The organism is Enterobacter cloacae complex sp. EB5, from assembly GCF_031432835.1.
Lineage (GTDB): Bacteria > Pseudomonadota > Gammaproteobacteria > Enterobacterales > Enterobacteriaceae > Enterobacter > Enterobacter hormaechei_C.
This window is the reverse complement of sequence record NZ_CP133860.1, coordinates 1,685,915-1,698,185: the sequence shown is the minus strand read 5'-3', so window position 1 is coordinate 1,698,185 and position 12,271 is coordinate 1,685,915. Positions and strand designations below refer to the sequence as shown.

Sequence of the window (12,271 nt, the reverse complement as noted above, 5' to 3'; positions counted from 1 at the left end):
CCTCGGCGGGTTTTTTTACGTCTGTATGTCTTCAATTCACTAACGGGATGCGTCGATAAAGCTCAATCATATCGCCCGCCAGATCCTGAATAACCATCGCGTTCATCAGGTGGTCCTGAGAGTGAACGGTGATCAGGTTAACCGGAAGTTTCCCGGTCCCTTCGTCAAGACCGATAAGCTGCGTCTGGATCGTATGCGCATGTTTCACATATTCACGCGACTCTTCCATCGCTTTCTCGGCTTCGTCAAAGTCGCCTTTTCGCGCCATCTGTAACGCCGTCAGAGCCGCGCTGCGCGCCGCGCCTGCGTTGACCAGCAGTTCCATAATCGTGGTTTCTAAGTCTTCCATTATGACTCCAGAAGTTTGAGCGCTTTTTCCAGTACGGCATCACCTTTCATCATGCCGTAATCCATCATGTCGATGACCGCGACCTTTTTACCGAGCGGATCGGCCTGGGCCTGGAGTTTTGCCTGTTCGTATTTAACCTGTGGCCCCAGCAATACGATATCAGCCGTCGCGATGTTATCTTTAAACTCCGCGACCGGAACGGCTTTAATGGTTACTTCGACTCCTTTTTTCTGCGCGGCATCTTTCATACGTTGAACCAGCATGCTGGTTGACATTCCCGCTGCACAGCATAAAACGATGTTCTTCATAGTCAGCCTCGATCTACATGTGTTTATTGATAATTATCCCGTGCAGACCGCTTCAACAACCGCTTTACCGCGATTGTGTGTCAGGCATCACAAAGAAATCGGCATTTTTCTGAAACCGGTTACAATTTTACAGCGGAGAGCATTCTGCCCGTCAGATCGGGCAGAATTTGAGGAAGGGTATTATCGGCTGGCCGTGCTTACGATGCGGTTTTTACCCTGTTGTTTAGCGGTATACAACGCTTCATCTACGCTACCGATAAACTGCTCCAGCGGTTCGAAGTGCCACTCCCCCATCCCGGCGCTGAAGGTCACTCGCAGGTTCTCTTCCCGCCAGGTCCTCTTCTCAACGGCGGTACGCCAGGCTTCCAGTAGCGCGTGCGCGGAGTTCATCAGCTCGGCCGGGAATATCACGCCGAACTCTTCTCCACCGTAGCGGTAAACGGAAACGTGGTGTGGCTGCATGATCTGAATACCTTCGCGTGCCACGTTGCGCAGCACAATATCCCCGCTCAGGTGGCCCCAGGTATCGTTAATGGATTTGAAGTTATCGATGTCGATCAGCGCCAGAACGAAGGGTTGATGGGCGGTCAGCAGCTCATCCACATCGTTGTCGAACGCACGGCGGTTTTTGCAGCCTGTCAGCGCATCATGGGTGGCCTGACGGACATAGGCCAGCTCGCGTTCTTTATTGGTTCGAATGGTATGGCTGAGCATCGCTTCAAGGCGTGGCGCCTGGTTGACGTCGCCGGTTTTGATGGCGTTGATAATGTTCATCAGCACAGAACGCGAGGCATGACGAAGGTAAAGCCCGAACAGAATGATGATGATTGCCGCCAGCGCAAATCCCCAGCCGACGACGGTGGTTTCATGCCGGGTGATGACGGTCAGCGTGGCATCGGAGACCCGATAAATCACAAACCAGTCCGGATTGGTGAAAGAGTAGTAGTAATACCAGGTTTTACTTTTGGGGTCGAAAAGATGGCCTTCGCCGCTGGTCATTTTGTCCATCAGCGCTTCGCTTACGTACTGCTTAAAGAGCGCCCCCGTGTCCGGATGCAGCACAACGGCGCCGTCACGCTCCACCACAAAAAACTCACCCTGAACCGGCGCCACCATCTGGCGCAGGGTATATCCCATGGACGTTAAATCAAGATGGAAAGCGAGCGTGCCCTTCAGACGGCCTTCCGGTGAAATGACCGGCTTATAGAGGGTGACCGTAGGATGTTGGGTGAAATAGTCCAGATAGGGGCGGGTGTAGTGAGGAAAGTTGCTGGCTTCCGCTTGCCCGATAAACCATGGGCGGGTCCGGGCGTCGAATGACTTACCCTTCTCCGTTGGCAGCACTTCCGGCGCGCGCAGATGGCGCCCTTCTGTGTCCGCCAGAGAGATAGACGACACCGTCGGCATCAGGTTCTGCAAATGCATCAACATCTGTAAACCGTGTGTCGGGTCGATATTAATTGTCTGATTCACTCTGTCATTACGGGCGAAGTACATCGCGGCGCGACCAAGTATATAGTCATTTTCTCGCAGGATGGATTCGGTATAGTTCACCGCCAGATTATGGGTGAAGTTACCATTAATCTTATGATAATCCTCAAGAAAATCCTTTCTCTGTGAAAGAATGACCAGGATGGCGATCAGCGCGAAACTGAACAGGATCCCCGCGAAGCTGACCATAATTGGCCGGGTAAAAGAGAGCTTTTTACTGTGGAGTGCCATGAGTTGTACATCAATCCAGATGGTAGACGCGTTGCGTCTGTCGATACCCTCAGCATAGTCGCTGTCCGGTTGCTGGTAGTAAATTATACAGAAGGCGATTACCGACGAGATGATTTATCTTAAGCGTAGATAAGAAACGACGTATTTATTGTATCAATTGAAATGTTGTTTAAGAGGCAGAGGGCAGGGCGAAACGAGGAAGAAGCATTTTCACCCTGGTCAGCGTCCGTTGCTGACGTGGTAAAGCATAAAAAAACCGGGCAGATCGCCTCAATCGCCCGGTGTTGATCTTACGAGCCGCCTCGTAACCTTTTCGCATTTTTGCAGACAGTTTCAGCGCTAATGCGAGGCTCTTCCCAGCCAGCTATCCCAGTCTTTCCACACCGGCTGGAGCCCCTGTGCAGTCAGGGCTTCCGCCACCGCTTCGGGTCGTCGTCCGTCGTGCGGTGCAAACTGTTCCAGTTCCGGGTGATCGTCCGCGTAACCGCCCGGCTGCGTTTTGGAAAAGGCGCTGACGTTGTTGATCGCCAGCGGGATTGCGCGGTCGCGAAACGCGGGGGATTCACGGGTGGAGAGCGACAATTCCACTTCCGGCGCGAACAGACGAAAGGCGCACAGGGTTTGCACCAGCTGGCGTTCATCCATTAGCGAGGCGGGTTCAACGCCTCCCGTACAGGGACGCAGCCGCGGGAAAGAGATGGAATAGCGGCTTTGCCAGTAGTGCTGCTGTAGCCACAGCAGATGCTCCGCCACCATATAGCAGTCCACCCGCCAGCTGTCGGACAGACCGATAAGCGCGCCCAGCCCAATTTTATCGATACCGGCACGCCCCAGTCTGTCCGGCGTTTCCAGCCGGAAGATGAAATCCTGCTTCTTCCCTTTCAGGTGATGCCGGGCATAGGTCGCCTCATGGTAGGTTTCCTGATAAACCATTACGCCGTCCAGCCCGAGGGTTTTCAGCTCCGCATATTCCTCCTGCGACAGAGGCTGCACTTCCATCTGCAACGAGGCAAATTCGCGGCGGATGGCCGGAAGATGCTGGCGAAAATAGTCCATCCCCACTTTGCCCTGATGTTCACCCGTCACCAGCAGGAGATGTTCAAAACCCATCTCACGAATAGCCGCACACTCGCGGGCGATCTCATGCTCATCCAGCGTTTTACGCTTAATACGGTTGCTCATGGAGAAGCCACAGTAGGTGCAGTCGTTGGCGCACAGGTTAGAAAGATAGAGCGGCACGTAAAAGCTCACCGTGTTGCCAAAACGCTGGCGGGTGAGGCGTTGCGCGCGCTGCGCCATCGGTTCAAGGTACGCGCTGGCTGCCGGAGAAAGCAGGGCCATCAAATCCTCGCGCGTCAAATGTTTGGCTGTTAATGCCCGCTCAACGTCCGCAGAGGTTTTACTGTTGATGCGTAAGGCAATATCGTCCCAGTTAAGCTGACGCCAGCGATCGGTAAAGGTAACCATCAGAGCGCCTCCAGAAAATCGGTCAGCGGGCTGGTGGCCTGCGCCTGAACGCTGCGCGAGCCGGGGCCGGACAGTCGTGCCAGCAGACCGGACTCCACGGCAAGGCGGAACGCACGCGCCATCATCACCGGGTCGTCGGCCACCGCAATCGCGGTATTGACCAGCACCGCATCGGCCCCCATCTCCAGCGCCTGCGCGGCGTGACTGGGTACGCCGATGCCCGCATCCACCACCACGGGCACGGTCGCCTGCTCGATGATGATCTCCAGCATCGCACGGGTCTCCAGTCCCTGGTTGGAGCCAATGGGGGCGCCCAGCGGCATTACGGCCGCGCAGCCGACCTCTTCCAGACGCTTACAGAGCACGGGGTCGGCACCACAGTAGGGCAGAACGGTGAATCCCTGCTGCACCAGCTTCTCTGCCGCTTTCAGGGTTTCGATCGGATCGGGCAACAGCCAGCGGGCGTCCGGGTGAATTTCCAGCTTCAGCCAGCGGGTGCCGAGCGCTTCCCGCGCCAGTTGCGCAGCGAAAATTGCTTCCTCGGCCGTTTTCGCACCGGAGGTATTCGGTAAGAGCGTCACGCCTGCCTCCAGTAACGGCGCAAGTATGGCATCGTTGTGCTGACGCAAATCCACGCGCTTCATCGCCAGCGTCACCAGCTGGCTGCCGCTTTCACGAATGGCATCCACCATCAGCTGCGGCGAGGCGAATTTTCCGGTTCCGGTAAACAGATGTGAATCAAAGACTTTGTCGGCAATACGTAACATCTCAGCCCCCTGCGATAACCTGAAACAGCAGGATCTGGTCGCCTTCATTGACCTGCTGATGTTCCCACTGCTCGCGCGGCAGGATCTGTTGATTGAGCGCCAGCGCCGTTCCCGGCTTCAGCTGGCGCAGCGTGTCGAGCAGGGCGGCAACGGTGAGATCGTCGTCGCACGTCATCGGCTCATCGTTAAACAGAATGCGCATTGCGGCCTCCGCATACCGGGCAGTGGCTGGCGCGGTTTAACGCCAGATGACGCCAGCCGCTGGAGCGGGCGTCGAACAGCCGCAGCGTGTTGCGTTCTGTCTCCATGCCGCTGAGCAACTTTATGGCCTCCAGCGCCTGAAGGGTACCCATCACGCCCACCACTGGCCCAAGAATGCCTGCCGTGCGGCAGTTTCGCTCCGGTTCAGCCTCGTCCGGCCACAGGCAGCGGTAGCAGCCCTGTGCCCACGGCGGCGTAAGCACCATTATTTGCCCGCCGAAACCGACCGCGCTGGCGGTGATCAGCGGCGTGTTCTGCGCAACACAGACCGCGTTGATGGCCTGACGCGTCGCCATATTGTCCGTGCAGTCCAGCACCACGTCGGCAACGGCCACTTCCCGTTGCAGATCTTCCCCGCTCAGCCGCATCTGGAGCGCGACCAGTTCGATATCGGGGTTAAGCTGGTTCAGCCGCTGGCGCGTAACGTGTGCTTTAGGCTGATTGATATCTTCTGTCGTGAAGAGAATTTGCCGTTGCAGATTGCTGAGATGAACCTCGTCGTCATCGGCCAGCACCAGCGTGCCCACGCCCGCGCCGGCCAGATACAGCGCGGCGGGGGCGCCTAATCCGCCCAGACCGACAATCAGTACCCGGCTGGCGAGCAGCTTTTGCTGCCCCTCGATGGCGATATCCTCCAGCAGGATCTGGCGGCTGTAACGCATAAAATCACGATCTTTCATCGCCTGCTCCTGCCAGTTGTAAAAGCTGCGCGGTGGCGGCCTGCCAGTCTGCCGCCTGGGTGATGGCGCTGACGACGGCGATACTGCCGACGCCGGTTTCCAGCACGGCGGGCGCACGTTCAAGGCTGATCCCGCCGATGGCGACGGTGGGGTAATCGGCAAGGCGCTTAACGTGGGCCGCCAGCTGCGTCAAACCCTGTGGAGCGGACGGCATCTGTTTGGTTTGCGTCGGGAAAACGTGCCCGAGCGCGATGTAAGAGGGGCGGGCCGCCAGCGCCACGTCGATCTCCATATCATCGTGGGTAGAAACGCCCAGCCGCAGACCGGCGTCACGGATCGCGTTGAGATCGGTCGTTTCCAGATCTTCCTGTCCCAGATGCACGCCGTACGCCTGGTGTTTAACCGCCAGCCGCCAGTAGTCGTTGATAAACAGGCGGGCGTGGTAGCGACGTCCCAGCGCGATAGCGGCGACCACGTCGGCCTCCACCTCTTCATCGCGTTTATCCTTGATGCGTAGCTGGAGGGTGCGAACGCCAGCTTCCAGCAGGCGGGCGATCCACTCCACGCTGTCCACCACCGGGTAAAGCCCTAAGCGGAAGGGCACGGAGGGGAAATCGGGCTGGTACATTACGCCTCCTCCTTTTTGAGGTAGATTTCGCCGCCTTTCGCACGGAAGGTTTCCGACATGTCCGCCATGCCGACTTCAATGGTCTGCGCGGCAGCGTAATCGCGTACTTCCTGGCTGATTTTCATCGAGCAGAATTTTGGTCCGCACATGGAGCAGAAGTGCGCGACTTTGCCCGATTCCTGCGGCAGGGTTTCGTCGTGATAGGCGCGGGCGGTGAACGGATCGAGGGCCAGGTTAAACTGGTCTTCCCAGCGGAATTCAAAGCGCGCTTTGGACATGGCGTTGTCGCGGATTTGCGCGCCCGGATGGCCTTTCGCCAGATCCGCCGCGTGGGCGGCAATCTTGTAGGTGATCAGCCCCTGCTTCACGTCCTCTTTGTTTGGCAGCCCGAGGTGCTCTTTCGGCGTCACGTAGCAGAGCATGGCGCAGCCGAACCAGCCGATCATCGCCGCGCCAATGCCTGACGTGAAGTGGTCGTAGCCCGGCGCAATATCGGTGGTCAGCGGCCCCAGGGTGTAGAACGGTGCTTCGTGGCAGTGCTCCAGCTCTTCGGTCATGTTGCGACGGATCATCTGCATCGGCACATGGCCCGGGCCTTCAATCATCACCTGCACGTCATACTCCCAGGCGATTTTGGTCAGCTCGCCCAGCGTGTGCAGCTCGGCAAACTGCGCCTCGTCGTTAGCGTCGCGGATGGAGCCAGGACGCAGGCCGTCGCCCAGCGACAGAGAGACGTCGTAAGCGGCGCAAATTTCGCAGATTTCGCGGAAGTGCTCGTAGAGGAAGTTTTCCTGATGATGGGAAAGGCACCATTTCGCCATAATCGAACCGCCGCGTGAGACGATACCGGTCAGACGTTTCGCCGTCATCGGCACGTAGCGCAGCAGCACGCCCGCGTGGATGGTGAAGTAGTCCACGCCCTGTTCCGCCTGCTCCAGCAGCGTGTCGCGGAACGCTTCCCAGGTGAGGTTTTCGGCGATGCCGTTGACCTTCTCCAGCGCCTGATAAATCGGGACGGTGCCAATCGGCACCGGGCTGTTACGCAGGATCCACTCGCGGGTTTCATGGATATAGCGGCCCGTGGAAAGGTCCATCACCGTGTCCGCGCCCCAGCGCGTCGACCAGACCAGCTTTTCCACCTCTTCTTCGATGGATGACGTCACCGCTGAGTTGCCGATGTTGGCGTTGACCTTTACCAGGAAGTTGCGGCCGATAATCATCGGCTCGGATTCCGGGTGGTTGATATTGGCAGGGATAATGGCGCGCCCGGCGGCCACTTCATCACGCACAAATTCCGGCGTGATGTTTTCCGGCAGGCGAGCGCCAAACCCTTCACCCGGATGCTGGTGGCGCAGCACTTCGCTGCGGATGCGCTCGCGGCCCATGTTTTCGCGGATGGCGATGAACTCCATCTCCGGCGTGACGATACCCTGGCGCGCGTAGTGCAGCTGGGTTACGCATTTGCCCGCTTTAGCGCGTTTCGGCGTCAGCAGGCCGGTAAAGCGCAGCGCGTCCAGACCGTCGTCGGCCAGGCGCGCGTTGGTATACGCCGAGCTGCGCACGCGCAGTTCTTCGCAGTCGTTACGGGCGTCAATCCACGGCTGGCGCAGTTTTGCCAGACCCTGCTGCACGTTGATAGCAACAGAAGGATCGCCGTACGGGCCGGAGGTGTCGTATACCGGCACGGCTTCGTTGTCTTCAAACTGCGGGTTCTCTTTGCTGCCGCCGATAAGCGTCGGGCTGAGCTGGATTTCGCGCATCGGGACGCGGATATCAGCCTGTGAGCCGGAAATGTAGATGCGTTTCGAGTTCGGGAAAGCGGTGCCTTCCAGGGTGTCGATGAAGCGTTGTGCGTGTTCGCGCTGTTCGCGGCGGGTCAGTTTTGCAGTAGACATAGCTCATTCCAGATGTGAAGGACATGGCTTGTCAGACGACGGATGAAGCAAGAGAAGATCGCCCGGGGGGCGATACAACAGCAGTGTGACTCTTGTTCCCTTCGCAGGTATTAACCTGATCAGGTTCCGCGGATCCCGAATTAACGGTCTCAGCCCGTGCTTTCACACTGGGCACTCCGACAAGAAAAATCCCCCTCGTGAGAGGGGCGAATGGTTGTAAATTACTCGTTAACGATTAAGAACTCAAGCAGGGCGCGCAACGTTATCGCTGGTGCTGATATTCAGGTTGTTGTCCAGCACGAGGGCGATGAGCTTGTCTTCCAGCGTGAATCGCTCTTCCAGCGCTTCGCCAAGGTCGGAAAGCGCCTGCTGAAACTCAAGATAGTTATCGTGATCGATAGCGTTCTCCAGCGTGGAATCGTAGTAGTCCATGATCTGCTGGGTGTTGGCTTCCAGCAGCGGACAGAGTTTGCTGGCCGCTAAATACGGCGTTGTCCCTTCCATTTCGCGGATAATGCGTTCATAAAGGTTGAAATGGCCGTCGGAGAGGTAGTCGACCAGGCTCTGACAAAAGTCGTCCAGCGCTTTTTCATTCAGCCGCATAAAGGATTCTTTGCCAGGCTTAAGACCAACCAGATTGTAATACGCCACGAGTAGATGCTTGCGCACATGTAGCCAGCGATCCACCAGGGTGTTACTTCCTCCAACGCGCTCAGTCAGGCTTTCCAGCTGGTTTAACATGGTCGACTCCATAAGGTTTAGAATGGGATCTGCTTATCCAAAATGTAACCACAATGCTAACAACATGTCAGTGAAGCGAAGGTAGTGCAATAGATATGGATCGTATTATTGAAAAATCAGATCTGGGTTGGTGGATCGTCAGTCACGAACAAAAATTATGGCTGCCCGGTGGGGAGATACCCTACGGCGCGGCAGACATCTTCGATCTCGTCGGCCAACCTGCGCTGCGGATCGGCGAGTGGCAGGGCGATCCGGTATGGTTGATCCAACAGGCTCGTCGTCAGGATATGGGATCCGTTCGTCAGGTGTTGGATCTGGACGTCGGCCTGTTCCAGCTGGCGGGGCGCGGCGTGCAGCTGGCGGAGTTTTATCGCTCGCACAAATACTGCGGCTACTGCGGCCATACCATGCACCCGAGCAAAACCGAGTGGGCAATGCTCTGCGGCCACTGTCGTGAACGCTACTACCCGCAAATCGCACCGTGCATCATTGTCGCCATCCGCCGTGATGATTCCATCCTGCTGGCGCAGCATACTCGTCATCGTAACGGCATTCACACCGTCCTCGCCGGGTTCGTGGAGGTCGGCGAAACGCTGGAACAGGCGGTGGCGCGCGAGGTGATGGAGGAGAGCGGCATTAAGGTGAAAAACCTGCGCTATGTGACGTCGCAGCCGTGGCCGTTCCCGATGTCCCTGATGACCGCGTTTATGGCGGAATACGACAGCGGCGAGATTGTTATCGATCAGAAAGAGCTGCTGGAGGCGAACTGGTATCGCTACGACGATTTACCGCTGCTGCCCCCGCCGGGAACAGTGGCGCGTCGCCTGATAGAAGATACCGTGGCAATGTGTCGGGCCGAGTATGAGTAGTGTTACACTGACGGACTGACGCAATAAGGAACTGCAAAATGACCGAACTGAAGAACGATCGTTATCTGCGTGCGCTGCTGCGCCAGCCCGTTGATGTCACCCCGGTGTGGATGATGCGCCAGGCGGGACGCTATCTGCCAGAGTACAAAGCCACGCGCGCGCAGGCAGGCGATTTTATGTCGCTGTGCAAAAACGCCGAGCTGGCCTGTGAAGTGACGCTCCAGCCGCTGCGCCGCTTCCCGCTTGATGCCGCCATTCTTTTTTCGGACATTCTCACCATTCCGGATGCGATGGGCCTTGGGCTCTATTTTGAAGCCGGCGAAGGGCCGCGTTTTACCTCTCCGATCAAAAGCAAAGCTGACGTTGATAAGCTGCCGATCCCCGATCCGGAAGGCGAGCTGGGCTATGTGATGAACGCCGTGCGCACCATTCGCCGCGAACTGAAAGGCGACGTGCCGCTGATTGGCTTCTCCGGTAGTCCGTGGACGCTGGCCACCTATATGGTGGAAGGCGGCAGCAGCAAAGCCTTTACCGTCATCAAAAAGATGATGTACGCCGAGCCGCTGGCCCTGCATGCCCTGCTCGACAAGCTGGCGAAGAGCGTCACGCTCTATCTCAACGCGCAGATTAAAGCGGGCGCGCAGTCGGTGATGATTTTCGACACCTGGGGCGGCGTGCTGACCGGACGTGATTATCAGCAGTTCTCCCTGTACTACATGCACAAAATTGTCGATGGCCTGCTGCGTGAAAACGAAGGCCGTCGCGTGCCGGTGACGCTGTTTACCAAAGGCGGCGGCCAGTGGCTGGAAGCGATGGCGGCCACCGGCTGCGACGCGCTGGGCCTCGACTGGACCACCGATATTGCCGATGCGCGCCGTCGCGTAGGGGACAAAGTGGCGCTTCAGGGCAACATGGACCCGTCCATGCTCTATGCGCAGCCTGCCCGCATTGAAGAAGAAGTGTCGACTATACTGTCTGGTTTCGGCCAGGGCGAAGGCCACGTCTTCAACCTCGGTCACGGTATTCATCAGGATGTACCGCCAGAACACGCTGGCGTATTTGTGGAGGCGGTGCATCGGCTTTCTGCCCAGTATCATCAGTAAGGAGTGGTTATGGATCTCGCGTCGCTACGCGCTCAGCAAATCGAACTGGCTTCATCAGTGATCCGCGAGGATCGTCTGGATACAGATCCTCCGCGGTACATTGGCGGGGCGGACGTCGGGTTTGAGCAGGGCGGTGAAGTGACGCGAGCGGCGATGGTGGTGCTGAAATACCCTTCGCTGGAGCTGGTGGAGTACAAGGTGGCGCGTATCGCCACCACCATGCCCTATATCCCCGGCTTTCTCTCCTTCCGCGAATATCCCGCGCTGCTGGCCGCGTGGGAGCAACTCTCGCAAAAACCCGATCTGCTGTTTGTTGATGGGCATGGTATCTCCCATCCGCGTCGCTTAGGCGTCGCCAGCCACTTTGGTCTGCTGGTGGACGTGCCGACCATCGGCGTGGCGAAAAAACGCCTGTGCGGCGCGTTTGAGCCGCTCTCTGCCGAACCGGGCGCACTGGCGCCGCTTATTCATAAAGGCGAGCAGCTGGCGTGGGTCTGGCGCAGTAAAGCGCGCTGCAACCCGTTGTTTATCGCCACCGGGCATCGGGTCAGCATGGACAGCGCCCTGGCGTGGGTGCAACGCTGTATGAAGGGCTACCGTTTACCGGAGCCAACCCGCTGGGCTGACGCCGTGGCCTCTTCACGTCCGGCATTCATTCGTTGGCAGGAAATTCAGCCGTGATTCAGGTAAACTGCGGCTAATTTTCGATTCGAGACATCATCATGTTACAAAACCCGATTCATCTGCGCCTTGAGAAGCTGGAAAGCTGGCAGCACGTGACGTTTATGGCTTGCCTGTGCGAGCGCATGTATCCCAACTATGCCGCGTTCTGCAAGCAGACGGCGTTTGGCGAAGGCCAGATTTATCGTCGTATCCTGGATTTAATCTGGGAGACGCTGACGGTCAAAGACGCGAAGGTAAATTTTGACTCTCAGCTCGAAAAGCTGGAAGAGGCTATTCCGGCTGCGGATGATTTCGACCTGTATGGCGTCTACCCGGCTATTGATGCCTGTGTGGCGTTGAGCGAGCTGATCCACTCCCGTCTGAGCGGTGAAACCCTGGAACATGCCATTGAAGTCAGTAAGGCCTCTATCACTACCGTGGCGATGCTGGAAATGACCCAGGAAGGCCGTGAAATGACCGACGAAGAGCTGCGCGCTAACCCGGCGGTTGAACAGGAATGGGATATTCAGTGGGAAATTTTCCGTCTGCTGGCGGAGTGTGAAGAACGTGATATTGAGCTGATCAAAGGGCTGCGCGCGGACCTGCGCGAGGCCGGCGAGAGCAATATTGGTATAATTTTTAACCAATGAGACAACAAAACGTGATTTAACGCCTGTTTTGTCACTCCTCGACTCTTCCCTTTCGCCCCCCGTCTGGTCTACATTTGGGGGGCGAAAAAAAGTGGCTATCGGTGCGTGTATGCAGGAGAGTGCTTTTTTGGCATTTTCGTCGCACTCGATGCTTAGCAAGCGATAAAC

14 protein-coding genes and 1 riboswitch are annotated in these 12,271 nt (G+C 57.5%); of the genes, 4 read left to right on the top strand and 10 right to left on the bottom strand.

Going from position 1 to position 12,271, the window contains the following annotated elements:
• Positions 1-31 precede the first annotated feature (31 nt).
• The 10 genes from RHN82_RS08100 to RHN82_RS08055 all read right to left on the bottom strand — a co-directional run bounded on the left by RHN82_RS08100 (position 32) and on the right by RHN82_RS08055 (position 8,818).
• Positions 32-349, bottom strand: coding sequence for a PTS lactose/cellobiose transporter subunit IIA (locus RHN82_RS08100; protein WP_003862327.1), 318 nt, complete (start codon positions 347-349; stop codon positions 32-34).
• Positions 349-657 (bottom strand): PTS sugar transporter subunit IIB, encoded by a 309-nt coding sequence (locus RHN82_RS08095; protein WP_010425948.1) that lies wholly within the window; start codon positions 655-657, stop codon positions 349-351. The genes RHN82_RS08100 and RHN82_RS08095 overlap by 1 nt, the downstream gene beginning before the upstream one ends.
• Before the next feature lie 180 nt (positions 658-837).
• Positions 838-2,379: a sensor domain-containing diguanylate cyclase gene (locus tag RHN82_RS08090; protein WP_047052412.1), complete on the bottom strand. Its 1,542-nt coding sequence runs from the start codon at positions 2,377-2,379 to the stop codon at positions 838-840.
• 339 nt (positions 2,380-2,718) lie between these two features.
• Positions 2,719-3,846, bottom strand: a complete 1,128-nt coding sequence (thiH, locus tag RHN82_RS08085; protein WP_047052411.1) for a 2-iminoacetate synthase ThiH — start codon at positions 3,844-3,846, stop codon at positions 2,719-2,721.
• Entirely contained in the window at positions 3,846-4,613 is a 768-nt protein-coding gene (gene thiG, locus RHN82_RS08080) for a thiazole synthase (RefSeq protein ID WP_047052409.1), read from the bottom strand. Before thiG ends, thiH begins: the two co-directional genes overlap by 1 nt.
• 1 nt (position 4,614) lies before the next feature.
• On the bottom strand, positions 4,615-4,815 hold the full coding sequence (gene thiS, locus RHN82_RS08075) for a sulfur carrier protein ThiS (RefSeq protein ID WP_047052408.1): 201 nt from the start codon (positions 4,813-4,815) through the stop codon (positions 4,615-4,617).
• Positions 4,799-5,554, bottom strand: coding sequence for a thiazole biosynthesis adenylyltransferase ThiF (gene thiF, locus RHN82_RS08070; protein WP_047052406.1), 756 nt, complete (start codon positions 5,552-5,554; stop codon positions 4,799-4,801). Before thiF ends, thiS begins: the two co-directional genes overlap by 17 nt.
• Positions 5,541-6,182 (bottom strand): thiamine phosphate synthase, encoded by a 642-nt coding sequence (gene thiE / locus RHN82_RS08065; RefSeq protein ID WP_047052404.1) that lies wholly within the window; start codon positions 6,180-6,182, stop codon positions 5,541-5,543. The genes thiF and thiE overlap by 14 nt, the downstream gene beginning before the upstream one ends.
• Positions 6,182-8,077, bottom strand: coding sequence for a phosphomethylpyrimidine synthase ThiC (gene thiC / locus RHN82_RS08060; RefSeq protein WP_045907655.1), 1,896 nt, complete (start codon positions 8,075-8,077; stop codon positions 6,182-6,184). Before thiC ends, thiE begins: the two co-directional genes overlap by 1 nt.
• Positions 8,078-8,156: 79 nt before the next feature.
• Positions 8,157-8,266, bottom strand: a riboswitch (TPP riboswitch).
• 54 nt (positions 8,267-8,320) lie between these two features.
• A complete protein-coding gene (locus tag RHN82_RS08055; RefSeq protein WP_017384077.1) occupies positions 8,321-8,818 on the bottom strand; it encodes an Rsd/AlgQ family anti-sigma factor in 498 nt (165 codons plus the stop codon).
• A gap of 95 nt (positions 8,819-8,913) precedes the next feature.
• On the opposite strand from RHN82_RS08055, the gene nudC reads away from it, so the two are divergent.
• The 4 genes from nudC to RHN82_RS08035 are packed head-to-tail and all read left to right on the top strand — an operon-like array spanning position 8,914 to position 12,103.
• Positions 8,914-9,687, top strand: coding sequence for an NAD(+) diphosphatase (nudC, locus tag RHN82_RS08050; protein ID WP_047052401.1), 774 nt, complete (start codon positions 8,914-8,916; stop codon positions 9,685-9,687).
• 38 nt (positions 9,688-9,725) lie between these two features.
• On the top strand, positions 9,726-10,790 hold the full coding sequence (gene hemE, locus RHN82_RS08045; protein ID WP_047052399.1) for a uroporphyrinogen decarboxylase: 1,065 nt from the start codon (positions 9,726-9,728) through the stop codon (positions 10,788-10,790).
• A gap of 9 nt (positions 10,791-10,799) precedes the next feature.
• On the top strand, positions 10,800-11,471 hold the full coding sequence (gene nfi / locus RHN82_RS08040; RefSeq protein WP_003862312.1) for a deoxyribonuclease V: 672 nt from the start codon (positions 10,800-10,802) through the stop codon (positions 11,469-11,471).
• Between the two features lie 41 nt (positions 11,472-11,512).
• A complete protein-coding gene (locus RHN82_RS08035) occupies positions 11,513-12,103 on the top strand; it encodes a YjaG family protein (protein WP_003862310.1) in 591 nt (196 codons plus the stop codon).
• The last annotated feature ends 168 nt before the right edge of the window (positions 12,104-12,271 follow it).

Excerpts from the sequence above, each read along its gene's own strand:
- RHN82_RS08095 (WP_010425948.1), bottom strand. The coding sequence starts at position 657 with ATGAAGAACATCGTTTTATGCTGTGCAGCGGGAATGTCAACCAGCATG.
- nfi (WP_003862312.1), top strand. The coding sequence starts at position 10,800 with ATGGATCTCGCGTCGCTACGCGCTCAGCAAATCGAACTGGCTTCATCA.
- RHN82_RS08100 (WP_003862327.1), bottom strand. The coding sequence starts at position 349 with ATGGAAGACTTAGAAACCACGATTATGGAACTGCTGGTCAACGCAGGC.
- thiE (WP_047052404.1), bottom strand. The coding sequence starts at position 6,182 with ATGTACCAGCCCGATTTCCCCTCCGTGCCCTTCCGCTTAGGGCTTTAC.
- thiH (WP_047052411.1), bottom strand. The coding sequence starts at position 3,846 with ATGGTTACCTTTACCGATCGCTGGCGTCAGCTTAACTGGGACGATATT.
- RHN82_RS08090 (WP_047052412.1), bottom strand. The coding sequence starts at position 2,379 with ATGGCACTCCACAGTAAAAAGCTCTCTTTTACCCGGCCAATTATGGTC.
- nudC (WP_047052401.1), top strand. The coding sequence starts at position 8,914 with ATGGATCGTATTATTGAAAAATCAGATCTGGGTTGGTGGATCGTCAGT.
- thiF (WP_047052406.1), bottom strand. The coding sequence starts at position 5,554 with ATGAAAGATCGTGATTTTATGCGTTACAGCCGCCAGATCCTGCTGGAG.
- hemE (WP_047052399.1), top strand. The coding sequence starts at position 9,726 with ATGACCGAACTGAAGAACGATCGTTATCTGCGTGCGCTGCTGCGCCAG.
- RHN82_RS08055 (WP_017384077.1), bottom strand. The coding sequence starts at position 8,818 with ATGTTAAACCAGCTGGAAAGCCTGACTGAGCGCGTTGGAGGAAGTAAC.
- thiG (WP_047052409.1), bottom strand. The coding sequence starts at position 4,613 with ATGTTACGTATTGCCGACAAAGTCTTTGATTCACATCTGTTTACCGGA.
- thiC (WP_045907655.1), bottom strand. The coding sequence starts at position 8,077 with ATGTCTACTGCAAAACTGACCCGCCGCGAACAGCGCGAACACGCACAA.
- thiS (WP_047052408.1), bottom strand. The coding sequence starts at position 4,815 with ATGCGCATTCTGTTTAACGATGAGCCGATGACGTGCGACGACGATCTC.
- RHN82_RS08035 (WP_003862310.1), top strand. The coding sequence starts at position 11,513 with ATGTTACAAAACCCGATTCATCTGCGCCTTGAGAAGCTGGAAAGCTGG.